This is a genomic window from Oleomonas cavernae (assembly GCF_003590945.1).
Classification (GTDB): Bacteria; Pseudomonadota; Alphaproteobacteria; order Zavarziniales; family Zavarziniaceae; genus Zavarzinia; species Zavarzinia cavernae.
This window is the reverse complement of record NZ_QYUK01000011.1, coordinates 1,218,443-1,237,003: the sequence shown is the minus strand read 5'-3', so window position 1 is coordinate 1,237,003 and position 18,561 is coordinate 1,218,443. Positions and strand designations below refer to the sequence as shown.

Genomic DNA, 18,561 nt, shown 5'->3' with positions numbered 1-18,561 from the left:
CGCGGCCCTTCGTCTTGATAAGACTGTCGTCCTGGCCGGTCAGACCGGCAGCAAGCCCGTCAGTGCCCCAGCGGGTTGGCCGAAGGATCGAGGCTGCCGGTCAAGGTGCCGATCAAATCGCCCAGGACCGGGATGCCGGCCAGGGGATTGTCGCCACCAGCGCCCGGCAGGCCGGGAAGACCACCGCCGAGCAGATCACCCAGAACCGGGATGCCAGCCAAGGGGCTGTCCCCGCCAGCGCCGGGCAGGCCCGGGAGCGAGGGGATGTCACCGCTCAGCAGGTCCTGGACCGCATCGAGCACCGGATCGAGCGCGCCGTTCTGTGCGCCGACCAGGCTGTCGGCCAATTCGGTCAGCGGCGCACCGGGTCCGGTCAGGACGTCGGTCGCATCGTTGATCGGATCGGTCAGCGGGGCCAGCGCACCCGTGGCCGGATCGACCAGGGTGGTCACCCCGTCGGCCACCGGCTCGAGCGGGGTGGCGACCAGAAGGTTGTCGACCGTGCCCTGAACCGTATCGATCAGGCCGCCGGTGATCGGCACGCCGCCACCGGTCCCCGGGATCGGCAAGCCACCCAGGAGGTCACCCAGAACCGGGATGCCAGCCAGCGGGCTGTCGCCGCCGCCACCGGCACCCGGCAGCGGCAAGCCGCCCAGCAGGTCACCCACCACCGGAATACCGGCCAGCGGGTTGTCGCCACCGCCGGCACCGGGCAGGCCCGGGATCGACGGGATCTCACCGCTCAGCAGATCCTGGACACCGTCGAGCACCGGATCGAGCGCGCCGTTCTGCGCACCGACCAGAGTATCGACCAGCTCGGTCAACGGTGCGCCGGGCCCGGTCAGGACATCGGTTGCATCGTTGATGGGGTCGGTCAGCGGCGCCAGGGCACCCGTGGCCGGATCGACCAGGGTGGTCACGCCGTCGGCTACCGGCTCAAGAGGGGTGCCGACCAGCAGATTGTCGACCGTACCCTGCACGGTATCGATCAGGCCACCCGTGATCGGCGTACCACCGCCGGCGCCCGGGATCGGCAGACCGCCGAGGAGATCACCCAGGACCGGGATGCCGGCCAGCGGGCTGTCGCCGCCCGAGGCACCAGGGATCGGCAGGCCGCCCAGCAGGTCGCCCACCACCGGAATGCTGGCCAGCGGGTTGTCGCCACCGGTCGCACCCGGGATCGGCAGGCCACCCAGCAGGTCGCCCAGGACCGGAATGCCCGCCAACGGATTGTCGCCACCCGAGGCACCGGGGATCGGCAAGGCGTCGAAGGACAAGAGGTCGCTGACCGCGTCGAGAGTCGGGTCGAGCGTGCCATTGGCCGGACCGGCCAGGGCATCGACCGTTTCGGTCAACGGCGCCAAGGGGGCATTGGTCACGATATCGGACGCGTCGTTGAGCGGACCGGTCAACGGGGCCAGCGCACCCGTCTCCGGGTCGACCAGGGTGTCGATCCCGTCGGCCAGCGGTGCCAGCGGGGTGGTGTCGAGCAGGTTGCCGACAATCCCCTGAACCTCGTCGATCAGACCAGCGTCGACGGTCGAACTGTCGGCGTTCTGGCTCAGCAGGTCCTGCACGCTGTCAGTGGTCGGGTCGAGTTCGCCGCCTGGGGCGCCGGCGAGCGCATCGACGATCTCCGTCACCGCGGCCAGCGGGGCATTGCTGGGCACGTCGGTGACGTCGTTGAGCGGGCCGGTCAGCGGGGCCAGGGCACCGGTAATCGGATCGACCAGCGTGTCGATGCCGTCGGCCAGCGGCGCCGCCGGGGTGCCGTCGAGCAGGTTGCCGACAACACCTTGGACCTCGTCGATCAGGCCGCCCGAGACGTTCGAGCTATCGGCATTCTGGCTGACCAGGTCCTGGACACCGTCCAGCACCGGCCCGAGAACGCCGTCGCCACCGGCCAGGGTGTCGACCACGTCGGTCAGCGGGCCCAGCGGCGCGGTCTCATCGACCGGCGTGGCGGGGTTGTCGACCGTGGTGACGTCGTTCAGCGGATCGGTCAGCGGCGACAGGGCACCGGTAACGGGATCGACCAGGGTGTCGACCAGATCGCCGACCGGGCTGAGCGGCGTGCCGCCGGTCAGATCGCCGACCACGTCCTGAACCAGATCGATCAGGCCCGAGCTGCCGCCCGCGCCCGGAGGCGGCGGCGGAGGGGGCGGACCCGGAGGCGGCGGCGGGCCCGGCGGGCAAGGCGCCTGGGTGCAGGTGGGGTTGTCGTCGTCATCACCCAGTTCGCCGCCGCCGCGCAGGCTGATCTGGCGCAGGCCGAAGCCGGTCGGGTAGCCGGTGAAGAAGTTCGGCAGCGTCAGGTTACGCTGCATCTCGATCAGGGTCGGTACGCCGGCCTGCTTGGTGCGATCGTTGGAGATCAGCGAGGTACCGCTGTTCAGGAAGAAGCGGACGCCGCCGAAGCCCATCACGCCTTCGCTGTCGTAGGTGCCGGTCGCGAACAGGGCCATGCCCGGGACATCGGCCAGCAGCGCTTCGATCTGGATGTCGCCGGCGAATTCGGTTTCCTCGGCATAGCCGACGCCGGCGCCGATGCGCAGGTTCGGGTTGAGGTAGATCGAGGCGCCGAGGCGGCCGTAGAAGGAACCGTCGACGATATCGCCGTCCTGGTAGCCGGCCAGGGCCTCCAGCGTCACATTATCGAGATAGAATTGGCCGATCGCGGCCACCGCATATTGCGCGTCGCCTTCGACATAGTAGCCGCCGCCGGCCAGGCCCAGCGCCATGGTCTGCGGATCGCGGTAGAACAGTTGCGCGGCACCGCCGGCAAAGCCGGCCTCGTCGGCCGCAAAGCCGGCGATACCGTCGACCTGCAGGCCCATCTGGTCGCCCAGGGGAATGGTGAAGCTCGGCGCACCGCCGAACATGCCGCCGTTCTCGTCCCCGCCGCCGAAGACGTCGAACTTGAAGTTGGCCTCGGCGACGGCCTTGGTGCCGTAACCGAACTGATCGCTCGATACGGGGACCGCATCCTGCGAGGTTGCCAGGGAGGCGACAGCCAGTGTCGATACGAGGGCCGTGGATGACAGAATCACCCGCAATCCCTTGGCAACCGAGGTCCTGCCCGGCTGGCGAATCTTGTCTTCCATAAGGAGCCCCGCTCATGAACACAGTGTAGAAAACTGTCTTTGCAGTGCACCAATGCCCGGCGAGCGTCAAAGACGGCCGCTCCCAAAATGGATGCTATTGCCGTCATATCCGATGCATCGACCGAGACACCTGTGCGGTGCATCTGCCAAGACCTCAGTTGTTCCAATTCAGGATTAACCGAGTTCATGAACTGATCTTGGCCGGGGCGGGCGAGAAGCGCGATCAAGGACGCCGCCGGAATGAAAAGAACTACGGGTTGCTTGCACCAAACTGGTGGGATGTTGCTGTTTCAGTGCAATTTGAAGCAGCCGTTAACCATAATTGCTTGAGACCAAGCTTTTCGCCGTAACAATACTACTAAAAATGGTATTTGTTTTTGCTTCCATCCGTTTTGCGGGTGCGGTATTCACGGCGCTTGCCGGACCGAAAATCGCGGTGCGGTGCAAAACTGCATCGGTCGGCGCCCCGCTCTCCCCAAAGCCGCGCCCTATACCTGTCAATTGTGTGAGCTTGCTCACTTCGTTAACAAGTGCCCGCGGCTACAGTCCCCACAGGTCGGCGGTGAAACCGTCCAGACCGCCGAACTCTTCTCCAAGGGGATGCACCATGAGCAACGAACTGAGCATTAAGCGCGGCACCAAGACCGATCCGGCCGACGTCGCCAAGATCGACAAGAGCAAGCTGGGCATTCTGCTGGCCAAGCCGCCGCAGACCGAGACCGAAGGCCAGGCCATGTACAGCGGCTATACCCAGTGCCCGTGGTGCGGCCATGTCGGCTGGACCGTCGGCCTCGACACCAACTACTACGTGGACATCGTCTGCGGCGCCTGCGGCGGTTATTTCCGCGCCTGATTTCGGCCAGGCGATCGCCGGTCGGCCACGGCCGGCGGTTCCAGACAGCCCGATTGCCCCGCAGTCGGGCTGTTCTCGTTTGCCCCACGGTATTGCCGCTTGATGTGCCCTGCGCGCCGGGCCACCTTGCGCGGACATGGAAATCCTGCCCGTCGTCGACCGCCGCGCCTTCATCGAAGGCAACACGCGCGCCCTTGCCCCGCCGCATACGCCGGAGATTCGCCTCTACCTGGCCGACGAGGCCATGGACCTGTGGCAGAAGACCGAGGACGAGCTGGACCGCCTGGGCCTGCCGCCGCCCTTCTGGGCCTTCGCCTGGGCCGGTGGCCAGGCCCTGGCCCGCTACATCCTGGACAACCCGGCCCTGGTTGCCGGCAAGCGGGTCTATGACTTCGCATCCGGCTCGGGCGTCGTCGCCATCGCCGCCATGATGGCGGGCGCCAGCGCCGTCACCGCGACCGAGATCGACGAATTCGCTTTGGCCGCCATCGGGCTCAACGCCGGGCTGAACAAGGTCGACCTCACCATCACCTCGGGCGACGCCATCGGGCGTCTCGACCTGGAGCAGGAGGTCGTCCTGGCCGGCGACGTCTGCTACGAGAAGCCCATGTCCGACCGGGTCACCGACTGGCTGGCCCAGCTCGCCGCCGCGGGCAAGCTGGTCCTGATCGGTGATCCCGGCCGTTCCTATCTGCCGCGGGACCGCCTGGAAAAGCTGGCCGAATACCAGGTCCCGGTTTCCCGGGCGCTGGAAGACGCCGAGGTCAAGCGAACCGCCGTCTGGTGTTTCCGCTAGAGCAGGAAATCGGCAGCCACCAGATACACATTGCCGGTGAGCACCAGGTGGAAGTCCGCGGCGCGGTCGCCGTCCAGGTCGCCGCTGACCAGGGTGTCGCCCCCTGCCTTCTCGACGTGCAACTCGCCCGCATGGCCGCCGAACCCGCGCCCGCCGATGAAACGCAGGCTGTCCGCCGCGCCCAGGGGGTCGAGCGCCGACAGATCGATCCGGTCCCCCTGGAGGTGGCGGAAGTCGGCGATACGGTCGCCGGCGATCTCGTCGAGCGCGCTGAAGACGAACAGGTCGGCCCGGCCGCGCCGTGCAGCAGGTCGTCGCCGCCATGGCCATCGAGCCGGTCGGCCCGGTTGCTGCCCACAGCTCGTTGTCGGCACCATCGCCGCGTACGCTGACCGAGACATTGCCGGGCGAGCCGTAAGGCCCGATCACGTGATACTGGGATCCCAAAGCCCCGGCGAGGGTCGCAAGCTTGATGTCGCCGGTCCAGTCGGCGGGCGGATTCTGGGCCAGCAATGGCTTGGCCCAATCGGGCAGGCCAAAGGCCTGATTGTAGACGCTACCCTCCTTGGCCGGGAAATGGGCATCGAGGCGGTTCAGCAGCACGGCAACAGGGTCGGTCACCGACAGCCCGAGGAGGTTCACAGTCTCCTTGTTGGGGTGGGCAGGCGCCAGTTCGTATTGGGTGCCGATATCATCGAAGCTGAACGTGCCGTTCTGCCCATGAAGATATCGTTCTGCAGATAGTAGTTGGTGGCATGCCCCTCGAGGTCCTGCGGCGTCAGGCCGTAGTCATGGGCGATGGCCGCCGAGGTGCTGGGCGCGGCGAAGCTGGTCGCCTCGAATCTGTCCGCGTCGGCTGGATGCGTCGCCATGGCATGGGCCAGGGCATACTGCGCCAGGCCCCGCCCAGCGACTGGCCAGTGAAATGAAACTGGGCATCGGCATAGGCCGGGTTGGCATAGGCCGCCTCGAACAGTTCCGTCGCCTGGCGGGCCTGGGCCCCGATACGCCGCCCTTGAAGAAGACAGCGTCTTCGAGCGCGTCGCGGATCGACTCGAACAGCGCGAAGGGATCGAGCGGCCGCTCCACCGAATCATGGTCGGTGCCGCGGTAGGTGATGATGACATCGGTGACCTTGCCGGCCGCGTCGCGCTTCTCGATCACGCCGCCGGCGAAGCCGGTCGAGGCGTCGCTCTGCGCGCGCGCCACCGCGTAGCCGCCGCCGACCGGCGCCTCGGGCTTGTAGTTCCAGTTGGTGCCGAAATAGTTCAAGTCGGACAGCGTGACGGCCCGGACGATTTGCCGGGCACCAGTGACGGCGCAAACATGAGACCCTCCCCGTGTTATTTAGTTATACCGACGGGTAGATCATATTATGCGGGGCGGCAACTCGGATTTGTGCCGCCCTGGGGACAAAGAAAAACGCCCGCCGAAACCGGCGGGCGTTCCCTGAAATGCGTGGATCAGATGACGATCAGGCGGCCTGCCAGCCCAGCACGGCCTTGATCTCGAGGAATTCCTCGAGGCCGAACTCGCCCCACTCGCGGCCATTGCCCGACTGTTTGAAGCCGCCGAAGGGCGCGGCGAAGTCGGGCCCGCCCCGTTGAGGTGGACATTGCCGGTACGCAGGCGCCCGGCGACCTTGCGGGCATGGTCGATGTCGCCCGACTGGACATAACCCGAGAGGCCATAGACCGTGTCATTGGCCATGGCGATGGCCTCTTCCTCGGTCTTGTAGGGCAGGATCGCCAGGACTGGCCCGAAGATCTCTTCCCGGGCGATGGTCATGTCGTTGGTGACATTGGCGAAAATGGTGGGGCGCACGTAGTAGCCTTTGTTCAGGCCTCGGGCAGGCCCAGGCCGCCGGTGACCAGGGTGGCGCCTTCCTCGATCCCCTTGGCAATCAGGCCCTGGATCTTCTTGAAATGCACGTCCGAGACGACCGGGCCCATGGTGGTGTCGGCCGCGAAGGGATCGCCGACCTTCACCTGCTCGGCCGCGGCCTTGGCGATGGCGGCAGCTTCGTCATGCTTGGCGGCGGGCACGAACATGCGGGTGGGCGCATTGCACGACTGGCCGGAATTGCCCATGACGCCGCGCACGCCGCCGACCACGGCCTTCTTCAGATCGGCATCATCGAGGATGATGTTGGCCGACTTGCCGCCCAGTTCCTGGTGTACGCGCTTGACCGTGTCGGCGGCCGCCTTGGCCACCAGCACGCCGGCGCGGGTCGAGCCGGTGAAGGAGACCATGTCGACGCCGGGATGGGACGACAGCGGCTGGCCGACGCCGGGGCCGTCGCCGTTGACCAGGTTGAACACGCCCTTGGGCACGCCCGCCTCGTGCAGCACTTCGGCGAACAGCAGGCCGTTGACCGGTGCGATTTCCGAGGGCTTCAGCACCATGGTGCAACCGGCCGCGAGCGCCGGGGCGACCTTGCAGACGATCTGGTTGATCGGCCAGTTCCACGGCGTGATGAAACCACACACGCCGACCGGCTCCTTGGAAATGGCGGTGGTGCCGCGCACTTCCTGGAACTCGAAGCCCTGGAGGACTTCGATCAGCTTGGCGAGGTGGGCGACACCGGTCGCCGCCTGGGCGGCCTGGGACAGCGACTGCGGGGCGCCCATCTCGGTCGAGATCGCCTCGACGAAATCGGCGTAGCGCTTCTGGTAGACACCCAGGATCGACTGCAGCAGGTCGATTCGTTCGGCCTTGGTGGTGCGCGAGAAGCTCTCGAACGCAGCCTGGGCGGCCTTCACGGCCTTGTCGACATCGGCCGCGGAACCCAGCGAGATGCGGGCGAAGGCCTCTTCATTGGCGGGATTGATGACATCGAGCGTCTTTGGGCTGACCGGATCGACCCAGGCACCGTCGATATAGAAACGCAGATACTCTTTCATGGTACCTCTCCCTCACTGCTACGCGGCAACGCGCTTATTATCGCCCGAGAAGCTAGGGCCATTCGCGCCCAAGGTCGAGAGCCGGCGGGCACGCCGCCGCAGAATACGAGCCCTGCGCTGGCACCATTTCGGCGTCAATTGTTCGCCCAACGACAGCGCCCGACCTTGACGCTGGCCTCAGGGTGTTCCAAGGCATTGCCAGGGATTTAGGACAGGAGTCCAAAGGCATGCAGCAGATCGCACGTCTCGTGATCGTTACCGTTTGCGTGAGCGTCGCTGTCGGTGGGTGTTCGCGGATTTCCAAGCGCGCCGTGTTCCCGGCGCAGTATCAGACCGCCCCCGCCGCGCAAGCCGCGCCGGCGGCAACGGAACAGGCCCCCGTCGCCGCGCCCGAACCGACGCCGGAGGCCGCAACGCCGCCGGCGCCGGAGACTTCCCCCGCCGCGGCCGAGAGCGCGCCGCCCCCGCCGGCCGACACCGACCCGGCCGCAGGCGCGACGATCATTTATGATGCCACCCAGGGCACACCGCCGGCTGCGGCCGAGGCGCCGCCCGCCCCGCAGGCCGCGCCGGTCGGTCCCGTCGAGAGCGCGGCGCCCGCCGATGCCGACCCCGCGGCCGGGGCAACGATCATCTACGATGCTACCCAGGGAGCACCCTCACCAGCCCCAGCCCCGGTCCCAGCCGCCGGCCCCACGGTCATCGAGCCGGGTGCCGCCACGCCGCCCGCCGCCCCTGCTCCTGCCGCAGCACCGACGGAAGCAGCGACGCCCGATGCGGCGCCGCAACCGGCCAGGAGTATCCGCACCATCAGCACGGGCGGCAACCCGGCCCCCACCGGCACCGAAACCACCGGGACGCCACCGGCGGCCCCTGCCGAAGGGGCGGCGAGCCCCGATGGCACGAGCGCGGCACCGGCGGCCACGGGCCCCAATGCCCAGCCGGCCCAACCCGCGCGCAGCATCAAGGTCATTACCCCGCCCTGACCCGGCGGGATCTTGCCCACAAAGAAAAAGGCCGGGAAACCCCGGCCTTTTATCTGCGTGTCCTGTCTCGCGTCACGGAAACGCATTGAAGATCGAATCGAAGAACGCGATCACGTCCTCGCCGATCAATGTCATGCCGGCAATGCCGGCGATCGAAATGAGCGCCGCAATGGCAGCATATTCGATCGCGGTCGCGCCGGCCTCACGCGCAGCACGGCACTGGCCCGGTCTTGCGACGGACCGCTCGGGAATCACCCGCATCGACCGATCAACCGATGCCATGGGCCACCGCCATGTAAGGCGGTATCCGCCGCCAAGCGGCGACAGATACCGCGATTAAGCAGGAACTAGTATCCGGCCACAGGCGATCAATCGCCGCGGCCCGCCAGTTAGAGCTTGTTGGCAACGTTCTGGAATGTGGCATTGACCTCGGTGCCGACCAATTCCATGCCGACGATGGCGGCCACGGCGATCAGAGCGGCGATCAGGGCGTACTCAATCGCGGTGGCGCCACGCTCATCGGAGCGGGCCATGGCGAAACGGACAAAGAGATTGCGCAACATTTATTTTCTCCATAGGCAGCGTCGGCCTAGGGCCGATCTCGTGGAACTGTTACCACATCGACGGCATCGTTCAACCAGTTCGCCGTTGAGACACAGTATCAGCGCAAGAAGTAAACAGATCGTTGAGACGGCTTAACTACTACCGCCTCCGATGAACGGCAGTTTCGCGGGCGCCCGGCCGGCCGGATTGACAAAAGCGAACCCAGATGACCCACTGGCCTCGAGCCTACACGCAGGAAGATGAATGAGCGACGTTCTGACCGGCCTGCATCACAGCCTCGTCTTCAACCGGCGTACCCGCGTGTTGGCCGAGGCGATCACCCCCCTGTTGCCGGCAGGCCGGGTGCTCGACGTCGGCTGCGGCGACGGCACGATCGACGCGTTGATCATGCGCCAGGCAAAGGCGGATGGGCGAAAGGTCGAAATCACGGGCATCGATGTCATGGTCCGCCCGGTCACCCATATCCCGGTTCGCCCCTATGACGGCCGGACCTTGCCGGCGGCGGACGGTGGCGCGGATGCCGTGCTTTTCGTCGATGTTCTGCATCACACCGACGATGCCCTCGTCCTCCTGAAGGAGGCGGCGCGCGTGGCGCCCGCTGTAATCATCAAGGACCATTTCCTCGAAGGGCTGGCCGCCGGGCCTACCCTGCGCTTCATGGATTGGGTCGGCAATGCCGGCCACGGGGTAGTCCTGCCCTACAATTACTGGACGCGGGCGCAGTGGCTGGCCGGTTTCGCCGCCGCAGGGCTGAAGATCGACACACTGATCGAGAAGATCCCGCTCTATCCCTTCCCCGCCTCGCTGCTCTTTAGCCGCGGGCTTCATTTCATCGCCCGCCTGACGAGAGCCTGACGGGCGGTCATTCGCGTCACCGCTTCACCGTGTAGGCCACGAAGTCCCTGCCCAGTCTCTCGGGCAGCGGCAGCTGCGCCAGGAAGGCGGGCACTCCTTCGCCCGAGAGCAGGCGCCCCTCGAGGTTACCCGGCGGCTGTTCGGGCGGCTGAGGCGCCATGCCGCTGCGGCAGAGGATGACGAGCGCGACCTCCCGGCGGCCGAGAATCGACTGCGCCGCCGCATCGTCGGTCGCCATGAAGAACACCATCGCATCCCGAATGGCCGCGGCCCCGCGGTGGTAGGAGGCGGCAACGAAGCGGAACGGCGTCTCATAGGCCAGCCGCGGCGTCAGGTTGAAATTGTTCAGCATCACGATCGGATCGGGGCCGCCCGGCGGCGCCGATACCGGCGGCGTCACCCGTAGATAGGCCGACAGGTCGGCAGCGTCGCATCCCTCTGCCTTGTCCAGCGAGGCCTTCAGTTGAAGGCCGATTGCCGGCAGCCCCACCGTGCCCAGCAGCGCGACCAGCAACAAGGCCGCGACCCGGACCACCGGCCGAACCGCCGACAAGGCGGCGGCGGCGACGGCCATCAAGCCGGCGACGCCGATGGCGCCGGGCGCGGCGAACTCGACCACGAACCGCAAATAGGCCAAGGCCGCGGCCAAGGTCGCCAGAAGGGTCACGGTCCACACCACGGCCAGGCGCCGCGTCGCCCCGTCGGGCGCGCCCCACAGCACAAGCGGCACGAACGGCAGGGCCAGGAGGGTGCCGCCGATATCGATGAGCAGGTCGCTCAGCCCGGCGCGGGTCCAGAAGCGGATCGGCTGCATCTCGCGCACCTGGGAGACCAGGGATTGAATCACGGGATCGTCCGTCGCCAGGGTCGACCGATAGAAACCCGGGAAAACCACGCCCAGCACGGCCACCGCGGCCAGGGACAGGGCGAGCCCCAGCAGCAACCGCCGCCACACGCCCCGGCGCCCCTCGGTCCCGCCGCCCAGCCACAGGGCGAGCGCGAAGACGGCCACCAGGAGCAGGGCCGTCGCAACGTGAAGGATGGAAATCCGGTCATAGGCCGTCACCAGCCAATCGCCGAGCGGAACATCCACGCCGACGCCGACGAGGATACCCAGGGCAAAGCCCAGGGCACTGTACAGGCCCTGACGGGCGATGGCCGGGCCGTCCCGGCCCCGAAGACCCACAGCAGCCCGAAACCGGCCAGGAGCGGCATGACGACAAGCTGGGCCTCAGGCCCGATCCACACCCCTGCGCCGCCGCTCAGGCCCGCGATCAGTGCGGCCCGGCGGTTGTGCAGGTCTTTCGCCGCCCACAGGCCGGCCGAAAGACAGGCGGCGACGCACAGCAGGATCAGCACGTGATGGTCGGCCCTGCCGACCCCGCCGTAGGAGGCCACGGCGGGCTGCGCCAGCATGGCCAGGCCGGCGAACCAAGCCACCTCGCGCATTACGAGCGCGCGGGCACCCCAGACGATGATCAAGCAGGCCAGAACATGCAGCAGGGGGCAGACCCACATGCCCGACCACCAGATGGCCCGGTCGATCGGCACACCCACGGCATGGGCTGCAACGGCCGGTCCCAGAATCAGCAGGTCGAGCGGCCGCGTCCAATGGATCGGCATGCCTTCGGGGGCGCCCAGGCGGTCGAGGGTGCTGTCGTACCAGCCCTTGCCCGCCCATAATTGTTCCACCCGCATCAGCCGGGCATAGCTGTCGGTGTCGAGCAGGCGATGGGCGGCGATCGGCCCGTCCGGCCCCATCGCCAAGCGCCAGTGCAGCAGCAAGGCGAGAACAACGAACAGGAATGGCAGCAGGCGGGAGATGATTGACCGACTCATGCCCTTGCCGCTCCGGTTGATATGGTCATTGATGGCGCGGTCGCCGGGCAACCGCAACCCGTGGCACAGCATCGAGGCCCACGACAGAGAGTCATAAGGCGGATTTCCGGTTAACAAATGATTGGTGCCCTCCCTCCCCACACCGCCCCCCATGCCGTCGTCATCGGCGGCGGCCCGGCCGGCCTGATGGCGGCCGAGACCATCCTGGACGCGGGTTACCCCGTGACGCTCTACGACGCCATGCCCTCCCTGGGGCGCAAGTTCCTGATGGCCGGCAAAAGCGGGCTGAACATCACTCATGGCGAACCCATCGACCGGCTGCTCGATCGCTATGGCCCCGCCCGCGCCCGCCTGGAAGCCGCGATCCGCGCCTTCGGCCCGGCGCAGATCGAGGCTTTCGCCCACGACCTGGGGATCGAAACCTTCACCGGAACATCCGGCCGGATCTTTCCCGTCGGCTTCAAGGCCGCGCCGCTGCTGCGCGGCTGGCTCCATCGCCTGCGCGCCAAGGGCCTGCTGGTCAAGGTCCGCCACCGGTGGACCGGCTGGGCCGAGGACGGCCGCCTGTGCTTTGCCGCACCGGCCGGCCCGGTCGCGGTACAGGCCAGCGCGGTTCTGCTCGCCCTGGGCGGGGCCAGTTGGGCCAAGCTGGGCAGCGACGGCCGGTGGGCGGCGGCGGTTACGGACCGCGGCGTGGCGACCACGCCCTTTGCCGCCGCCAACTGCGGCTTCGATACGCGGTGGAGCGAGCATTTCAGCGGGCGTTTCGCCGGCCAGCCGGTAAAGCCTGTCGCCCTGACGTTCCAGGGCCAGCGCCTGCGGGGCGAATTCGTGGTTACCGCCGGCGGCGTCGAGGGCGGTGCGATCTATGCCCTCGCGGCCGGCTTGCGGCAGGCACTCGACGCCGGCCGCCCCGCCGTGGTGGATCTCGACCTGCTGCCCGAGCGCCCGGCCGAAGCCGTCGCCGCCGCCCTGTCGCGCCCGCAGGGGCGGCATTCGCTGGCCAACCACCTGCGCCGAACCTTGAGTATCGAGGGGGTCCGCGCCGGCCTGGTGTGGGAACTGTCCACGGCGGAGGACCGGCAGGACATGGGCCGCCTGGCCCGCCGCCTGAAGGCGCTGCCGCTGTGCCTGACCGCGCCGAGGCCGATCGACGAGGCGATTTCGACGGCGGGCGGCATCAGCCTCGAAGCCCTAGACGAGCGCTGGATGCTGCGGGCGATGCCGGGCACCTTCTGCGCCGGCGAGATGATCGACTGGGACGCCCCCACCGGCGGCTACCTGCTCACCGCCTGCTTTGCCACCGGCCGCGCCGCCGGCCAGGGTGTTGCCACCTGGCTGGCGGAAAGCCGGTAGAAACCTACTTGTTGTGGCCGTGGCGGGCCTTGACCCAGCGCACCGTGCCGGATTTCGAGCGCATCACGATCGAATGGGTGGTGGTGACGCCGCCGGTCTGCTTGACGCCGTCCAGCATCGAGCCCGAGGTGACGCCCGTCGCCGCGAAGATGACGTTGCCGCGGGCCAGTTCCAGCAGGTCGTACTTCTTGTTCAGGTCGGTGATGCCGACCTTCTTGGCACGCGCGCGTTCCTCGTCGTTGCGGAACAGCAGGCGTCCCTGCATCTGCCCGCCGATGCAGCGCAGGGCGGCGGCGGCCAGCACGCCTTCCGGCGCGCCGCCCGAACCCATGTAGATGTCGACGCCGGTATCGGGATCGGCCGTGGCGATGACACCCGCGACGTCGCCATCGGGAATCAGGTAGATGCGCACGCCGGCCGCGCGCAGCTTGGCGATCAGCTCGGCGTGGCGGGGCCGGTCGAGCACGCAGGCGGTGATTTCCTCGAGGCCGACACCCTTGTGCTTGGCCAGGGCCTTCACATTGTCGATCGGGTCGCGGTCGAGATCGACGATCCCGGCGGGCAGGCCGCCGCCGACGGCGATCTTGTCCATGTAGACGTCGGGTGCATGCAGGAAATTGCCCCGGTCGGCCAGCGCGATCACGGCCAGTGCGTTGGGCGCCGCCTTGGCGGTCAGCGTGGTGCCCTCCAGCGGGTCCAGCGCGATGTCGATGGCCGGGCCCTTGCCGCTGCCCACTTCCTCGCCGATGAAGAGCATCGGCGCCTCGTCGCGCTCGCCCTCGCCGATCACCACGGTACCGCGGATATCCATCTGGTTCAGCGCCGTGCGCATGGCATCGACCGCCGCCTGGTCGGCGGCCTTTTCATCGCCGCGACCGGCCAGCTTGGCCGCCGAGATCGCCGCCGCCTCGGTCACCCGCACGAGTTCGAGCACCAGCACGCGGTCGACGGGGGTTACGGCTTCGCCCGCTACCGGTTCCACCGCCTTGGTCGTCTTCTTCGTGGCCATGTCGAATTCCTTCAAATCTGCCGTTCATCTATCGAGGCACGCTCACGCGCGCTTGATCTCTTCAATTCTGATCATCGTGGGCGGTTCCAGCACCGTCGCCAGCGCGCCCATGCGCGCCAGTGCCCGGCGCATCGCCGCCTCTTCCACCTCATGGGTCACAATGACCACGGGCACGGCTTCGCCGGGCGCGCGGCCCCGCTGCAGCAGCGATTCGATGGAAACCTGCTCGTCGCGCAGGATCGCGGCGATGTCGGCGATCACCCCCGGCCGGTCGACCACCGACAGGCGCAGGTAGCAGGCGCCGATGCGCCGATCGATCGACGCCATGGCGATCTGGCCCAGGCGATCCACCGGCACGCCGTAAAGCGGCAGCTTCAGGCCCAGGGCGATATCGACGATGTCGGCCATCACCGCCGAGGCGGTCGGGCCGGCGCCGGCGCCGCGGCCTTCGAAGACCATCTGGTCGACGAAATCCCCCTCGATCACCACGCCGTTGTAGACCCCGTCGACATGGGCGAGCGCCGTCCCCTCGGGCACCATGGCCGGATGCACCCGCACCTCCAGGCCGTGGTCGGTGGCCCGCGCGATCCCCAGGATCTTGATGCGGAAGCCCAGTTCGTGGGCGAAGGAAATGTCGAGCGCGGTAATCCGCCGGATCCCTTCGACATAGACGGCACTGAAATCGACCGGCGCCGCAAAGGCGAGGCTGGCCAGCAGGCTGAGCTTGTGGGCGGCATCCACGCCATCCACGTCGAAGCTGGGATCAGCCTCGGCATAGCCCAGCGCCTGCGCCTCCGCCAGCGCCGACTCGAACGAGGCCCCGGTGGCCGCCATCGAGGTCAGGATATAGTTCGAGGTGCCGTTGAGGATGCCGAACAGGGCATTGATGCGGTTGCCGGCAAAGCCTTCGCGCAACGCCTTGACCACCGGGATGCCGCCGGCCACCGCCGCCTCGAAGTTCAGCGCCACCCCTGCCCGCTCGGCCGCGCGGGCCAGCGCCAGGCCGTCATGGGCGAGCAGGGCCTTGTTCGCGGTCACCACCGGCTTGCCCAGGGACAGCGCCGCCTCGACCGCGTCCTTGGCCACCCCGTTGCCGCCGATCAATTCCACCAGCACGTCGACCTGCGCGTCACGCGCCAGTGCCACGGCGTCGTCGTGCCACCGCACCCCGTCGAGGGCATGGCCAAGACCCCGATCCTTGGTCTTGTCGCGGGCACAGACGGCGGCGATCTCGATCCGCCGCCCGGTACGCAGGGCCAGCCGGTCGCCATGGGCATCGAGCAGGCGAACCAGCCCCCCGCCGACAGTCCCCAAGCCGGCGATGCCCAGACGCAGCGGTTCCGTCACGCCACGACCTTTTTCATCGCCGCCAGATTGTCGCCCACCGGCATCTGCGGGTCGGCTGACCCTAGGAACCGCTTGATGTTGCGCACGGCCTGGCGGATGCGATGCTCGTTCTCGACCAGGGCGATGCGGACATGGCCGTCGCCGTATTCGCCAAAGCCCAGACCCGGCGCCACGGCCACCTTGGCCTCGGTCAGCATCAGCTTGGAAAACTCGAGGCTGCCCAAGTGGGCGAAGGCCGGCGGGATCGGCGCCCAGGCGAACATGGTCGCGGGCGGCGACGGTACGTTCCAGCCGGCTTCCTGCAAGCCCTTGATCAGCACGTCGCGGCGCGACTTGTAGATCTGGCGCATCTCCTCGACACAGTCCTGCGGGCCGTTCAGGGCGGCGGCGGAAGCCACCTGGATCGGCGTGAAGGCGCCGTAGTCCAGGTAGGACTTCATGCGGCCCAGGGCCTGCACCAGTTTCTGGTTGCCGACGGCAAAGCCCATGCGCCAGCCCGGCATGGAATAGGTCTTGGACATCGAGGTGAATTCGACCGCGATCTCCTTGGCGCCCGGCACCTGGAGGATCGAGGGCGGCGGATTGCCGTCGAAATAGATCTCCGAATAGGCGAGATCCGACAGGATGTAGATGCCCTTGGCCCGGCAGAACTCGACGATCGGGCCATAGAAGTCCAGGCCTTGGACCTCGGCCGTCGGGTTCGACGGGTAGTTTAGCACCAGGGCGGTGGGCATCGGCACCGAATGGCGCGTCGCCCGTTCCAGCACGCTGAGAAAGTCGATATCGGGACCCGTCGGCAGCGAGCGGATGGCCGCACCCGCGATGATGAAGCCGTAAGGGTGAATCGGGTAGGACGGGTTGGGCACCAGGATGGTGTCGCCGGGCGCGGTGATCGCCTGGGCCAGGTTGGCAAGGCCTTCCTTGGACCCCAGGGTCGCGATGACCTCGCGCTCGGGATCCAGCTCGACACCGAAGCGGCGGGCGTAATAGGCGGCCTGGGCCCGGCGCAGGCCCGGTATCCCGCGCGAGGTCGAATAGCGATGGGTCCGCGGATCGGCCACGGTCTCGACCAGCTTGTCGACGATGTGCTTGGGCGTCGGCAGGTCGGGATTGCCCATCCCGAAGTCGATGATGTCCTCGCCGCGGGCGCGGGCTTTCGCCTTCAGCGAATTGACCTGTTCGAAGACATAGGGCGGCAACCGCCGGATGCGATGAAATTCGGGATCCATGATCGGACCTGATGACCCTTGAATGAGGGATAGTTGACGTTGAAAGGTTGAGTTTATTACTCGACGAAGACGACCGCTTCCGGTCCCTTGCCCCTAGCTCGGGCGGTGGCGGCGCCGGCATCGGCGACGATCGCCTCGACCTTGACGGCACGCGGCGGCACGCCGGCTGCCATCAATTCGGCAGCGACGGCATTGGCCCGGTCGATCGACAGACCGAAAGCCTCGATCGAATCGGCAGCGTCGCCGCGCGAGCGGGCATAGCCGACGATCCGCACCTGCGACACGCCCGAGTGCAGGGCGGCCGCCATCTGGCGAATGCTCTCGCGCGCGGCGGGCGTGAGGTCGATGGAGCCGGCGGCGAAGCCGATCACCGTGCTGCCATCGGCCGCAACAGTGGCACGCCGGGGCGCCGGCGCCACCGCGGCCCGCGGCCGGGTGGTTTCGGCCGGAATATCGAGGCGCACCGGCGCACGGGCGCGGGTCGAACCGCTGCTGCCCAGGGCGGCCTGCATGGCCGGCGACATCGGCACGGCGGCGCCGGCCGGGAGGGCGGGCGCGGTGGAAACCTCGAACTGCGGCATCGAGACGGGCACGCTGGTTGGGCGCCGGGTTTCCGCGAGCTGCTGCAGATAGACGTCGTTGACGACGACGCCCGGCGGGGCGTTGGCGGGCACGGCCAGTTCGCGCGAACCGCCGGCGACCGACGGTGTCAGCGGCCGGGCCTCGACCGCGGCGACGGTGGTCGAGCCGCGCGGCGCCACGGCCGGCGTGGCGCCGCCGGCAACGCGCAGAGCCGGCTGCGACGCGGTTGCGGCCGGCGGCGCATACCGGCTGCCGGCTGCGGGCGCGGCGGCTGCGGCAACCGCGGTTGCGGCCGGGCGGGTTGTCGCGGGGCGGGCCGCCGCCGGACGCGCGGCGGGCGGCGAATTGATCGAGGCGATCACCTGCGGCGTCGGGCCGGCGGCGATCTCGCGCTGCGGCTGCCCGGCGGGGGCCGGCAGGCTGGCAACGGTCGGCGGCACCTTAAGCGGCCGCACGGCATCCGTCCGCGGGGCGGCGGGGTCGGCCGACTCAGGGACCGCCGCGGCAGTCTCGGTCGCCGCTGCGGCTGAAGGACGCGCCACGGACCGCGGTACGCCGGCCGCCATGCCACCGGCGGAGGATGCCGGCACCGGACGGGTGGCGTAGGTCTGCGCCTCGGGCGTCACGGGCAACGGCGGGGGCACCTGGGCGCCGTTCTCGCGCCGCTGATAGCTGCCGAAGGCGGTCTGGCCGGTCTCGTCGGCGAGGCGGCGGCGTTCCTCGTTGGGATCGCGAATCTCGCTGGCAGCAACCGGCGGCAGGCTGCGCGGCGGCGGCGCGGCAGCCTCCTGCCCCCCGCGCAGCGACTCGGCGGTATGGCGGGCATTGTTGCGGTCGCCGATCAGGCTGTTGGTGATCGCGGCGCGATCCGTGGCCGAGATCGACGGCTTAGGCCGGCCGGGAACGGTGCCCAGGTTGGGGAAGCTGTCTTCGATGGTGGCCGGGCGGCGAACCGCGTCGGGATCGACCGTGGTGGCCGGGGTATTGCCGGTCGCCGCCTCCTGGGCGGTCGTCACGGCGCTCGTCGCCATCACGGCACCCAGGCTTGCCGAAGCGAGCCCCACCGCGATCACGAGCGAAGGCACGAGACGCGGCGACGCATCCCCACCCTGGACGACCTTTGCGACCATCTCTGTCA

18 protein-coding genes are annotated in these 18,561 nt (G+C 68.3%); 5 read left to right on the top strand and 13 right to left on the bottom strand.

Annotation, left to right across the window (positions count from 1 at the left end; genetic code table 11):
• Nucleotides 1-59 precede the first annotated feature (59 nt).
• The gene (locus D3874_RS09650; RefSeq protein WP_119777905.1) at nucleotides 60-3,104 is read right to left on the bottom strand and encodes a hypothetical protein; all 3,045 of its coding nucleotides are present in this window, start codon (nucleotides 3,102-3,104) and stop codon (nucleotides 60-62) included.
• A gap of 607 nt (nucleotides 3,105-3,711) precedes the next feature.
• Between D3874_RS09650 and D3874_RS09645 the strand changes: the two genes are divergently transcribed.
• The gene (locus tag D3874_RS09645; RefSeq protein WP_119777904.1) at nucleotides 3,712-3,957 is read left to right on the top strand and encodes a hypothetical protein; all 246 of its coding nucleotides are present in this window, start codon (nucleotides 3,712-3,714) and stop codon (nucleotides 3,955-3,957) included.
• Nucleotides 3,958-4,093: 136 nt separating this feature from the next.
• On the top strand, nucleotides 4,094-4,753 hold the full coding sequence (locus tag D3874_RS09640) for a class I SAM-dependent methyltransferase (protein ID WP_119777903.1): 660 nt from the start codon (nucleotides 4,094-4,096) through the stop codon (nucleotides 4,751-4,753).
• Here D3874_RS09640 and D3874_RS09635 read toward each other — a convergent pair.
• The 4 genes from D3874_RS09635 to D3874_RS09620 all read right to left on the bottom strand — a co-directional run bounded on the left by D3874_RS09635 (nucleotide 4,750) and on the right by D3874_RS09620 (nucleotide 7,656).
• Nucleotides 4,750-5,130: a hypothetical protein gene (locus tag D3874_RS09635; RefSeq protein WP_119777902.1), complete on the bottom strand. Its 381-nt coding sequence runs from the start codon at nucleotides 5,128-5,130 to the stop codon at nucleotides 4,750-4,752. The two genes, D3874_RS09640 and D3874_RS09635, sit on opposite strands and share 4 nt — an antisense overlap.
• 412 nt (nucleotides 5,131-5,542) lie before the next feature.
• A complete protein-coding gene (locus D3874_RS09625) occupies nucleotides 5,543-6,025 on the bottom strand; it encodes a hypothetical protein (RefSeq protein ID WP_119777900.1) in 483 nt (160 codons plus the stop codon).
• Nucleotides 6,026-6,121: 96 nt separating this feature from the next.
• A complete protein-coding gene (locus D3874_RS32395; RefSeq protein WP_456306405.1) occupies nucleotides 6,122-6,577 on the bottom strand; it encodes an aldehyde dehydrogenase family protein in 456 nt (151 codons plus the stop codon).
• 14 nt (nucleotides 6,578-6,591) lie between these two features.
• A complete protein-coding gene (locus D3874_RS09620) occupies nucleotides 6,592-7,656 on the bottom strand; it encodes an aldehyde dehydrogenase family protein (RefSeq protein WP_456306404.1) in 1,065 nt (354 codons plus the stop codon).
• A 266-nt stretch (nucleotides 7,657-7,922) separates the two neighbouring features.
• Between D3874_RS09620 and D3874_RS09615 the strand changes: the two genes are divergently transcribed.
• Nucleotides 7,923-8,642, top strand: a complete 720-nt coding sequence (locus D3874_RS09615) for a hypothetical protein (protein WP_147385600.1) — start codon at nucleotides 7,923-7,925, stop codon at nucleotides 8,640-8,642.
• Between the two features lie 72 nt (nucleotides 8,643-8,714).
• Here the strand turns inward: D3874_RS09615 and D3874_RS09610 are convergent, their stop codons facing one another.
• On the bottom strand, nucleotides 8,715-8,924 hold the full coding sequence (locus tag D3874_RS09610; RefSeq protein WP_233559891.1) for a Flp family type IVb pilin: 210 nt from the start codon (nucleotides 8,922-8,924) through the stop codon (nucleotides 8,715-8,717).
• A 107-nt stretch (nucleotides 8,925-9,031) separates the two neighbouring features.
• A complete protein-coding gene (locus D3874_RS09605; RefSeq protein WP_119777897.1) occupies nucleotides 9,032-9,205 on the bottom strand; it encodes a Flp family type IVb pilin in 174 nt (57 codons plus the stop codon).
• Between the two features lie 244 nt (nucleotides 9,206-9,449).
• Here D3874_RS09605 and D3874_RS09600 point away from each other — a divergent pair, with 244 nt between their 5' ends.
• The gene (locus D3874_RS09600; protein ID WP_119777896.1) at nucleotides 9,450-10,061 is read left to right on the top strand and encodes a class I SAM-dependent methyltransferase; all 612 of its coding nucleotides are present in this window, start codon (nucleotides 9,450-9,452) and stop codon (nucleotides 10,059-10,061) included.
• Between the two features lie 16 nt (nucleotides 10,062-10,077).
• Here D3874_RS09600 and D3874_RS09595 read toward each other — a convergent pair whose 3' ends face one another.
• Complete coding sequence (locus D3874_RS09595; protein WP_119777895.1) at nucleotides 10,078-11,154, bottom strand: hypothetical protein; 1,077 nt, start codon at nucleotides 11,152-11,154, stop codon at nucleotides 10,078-10,080.
• Nucleotides 11,124-11,900: a hypothetical protein gene (locus D3874_RS28470; protein ID WP_158595917.1), complete on the bottom strand. Its 777-nt coding sequence runs from the start codon at nucleotides 11,898-11,900 to the stop codon at nucleotides 11,124-11,126. Before D3874_RS28470 ends, D3874_RS09595 begins: the two co-directional genes overlap by 31 nt.
• A 117-nt stretch (nucleotides 11,901-12,017) precedes the next feature.
• Here D3874_RS28470 and D3874_RS09585 point away from each other — a divergent pair, with 117 nt between their 5' ends.
• Nucleotides 12,018-13,256, top strand: a complete 1,239-nt coding sequence (locus D3874_RS09585) for a TIGR03862 family flavoprotein (protein ID WP_119777893.1) — start codon at nucleotides 12,018-12,020, stop codon at nucleotides 13,254-13,256.
• 4 nt (nucleotides 13,257-13,260) lie between these two features.
• Here the strand turns inward: D3874_RS09585 and glpX are convergent, their stop codons facing one another.
• From glpX to D3874_RS09565, 4 genes are read right to left on the bottom strand one after another with little or no spacing between them, the layout of a single operon-like run.
• Nucleotides 13,261-14,265, bottom strand: a complete 1,005-nt coding sequence (glpX, locus tag D3874_RS09580; protein ID WP_119782229.1) for a class II fructose-bisphosphatase — start codon at nucleotides 14,263-14,265, stop codon at nucleotides 13,261-13,263.
• Between the two features lie 42 nt (nucleotides 14,266-14,307).
• Nucleotides 14,308-15,612, bottom strand: a complete 1,305-nt coding sequence (locus D3874_RS09575; RefSeq protein ID WP_119777892.1) for a homoserine dehydrogenase — start codon at nucleotides 15,610-15,612, stop codon at nucleotides 14,308-14,310.
• Entirely contained in the window at nucleotides 15,609-16,841 is a 1,233-nt protein-coding gene (locus D3874_RS09570) for an LL-diaminopimelate aminotransferase (protein ID WP_199699004.1), read from the bottom strand. Before D3874_RS09570 ends, D3874_RS09575 begins: the two co-directional genes overlap by 4 nt.
• Nucleotides 16,842-16,897: 56 nt before the next feature.
• The gene (locus D3874_RS09565; RefSeq protein ID WP_119777890.1) at nucleotides 16,898-18,553 is read right to left on the bottom strand and encodes an OmpA family protein; all 1,656 of its coding nucleotides are present in this window, start codon (nucleotides 18,551-18,553) and stop codon (nucleotides 16,898-16,900) included.
• Nucleotides 18,554-18,561 lie beyond the last annotated feature (8 nt).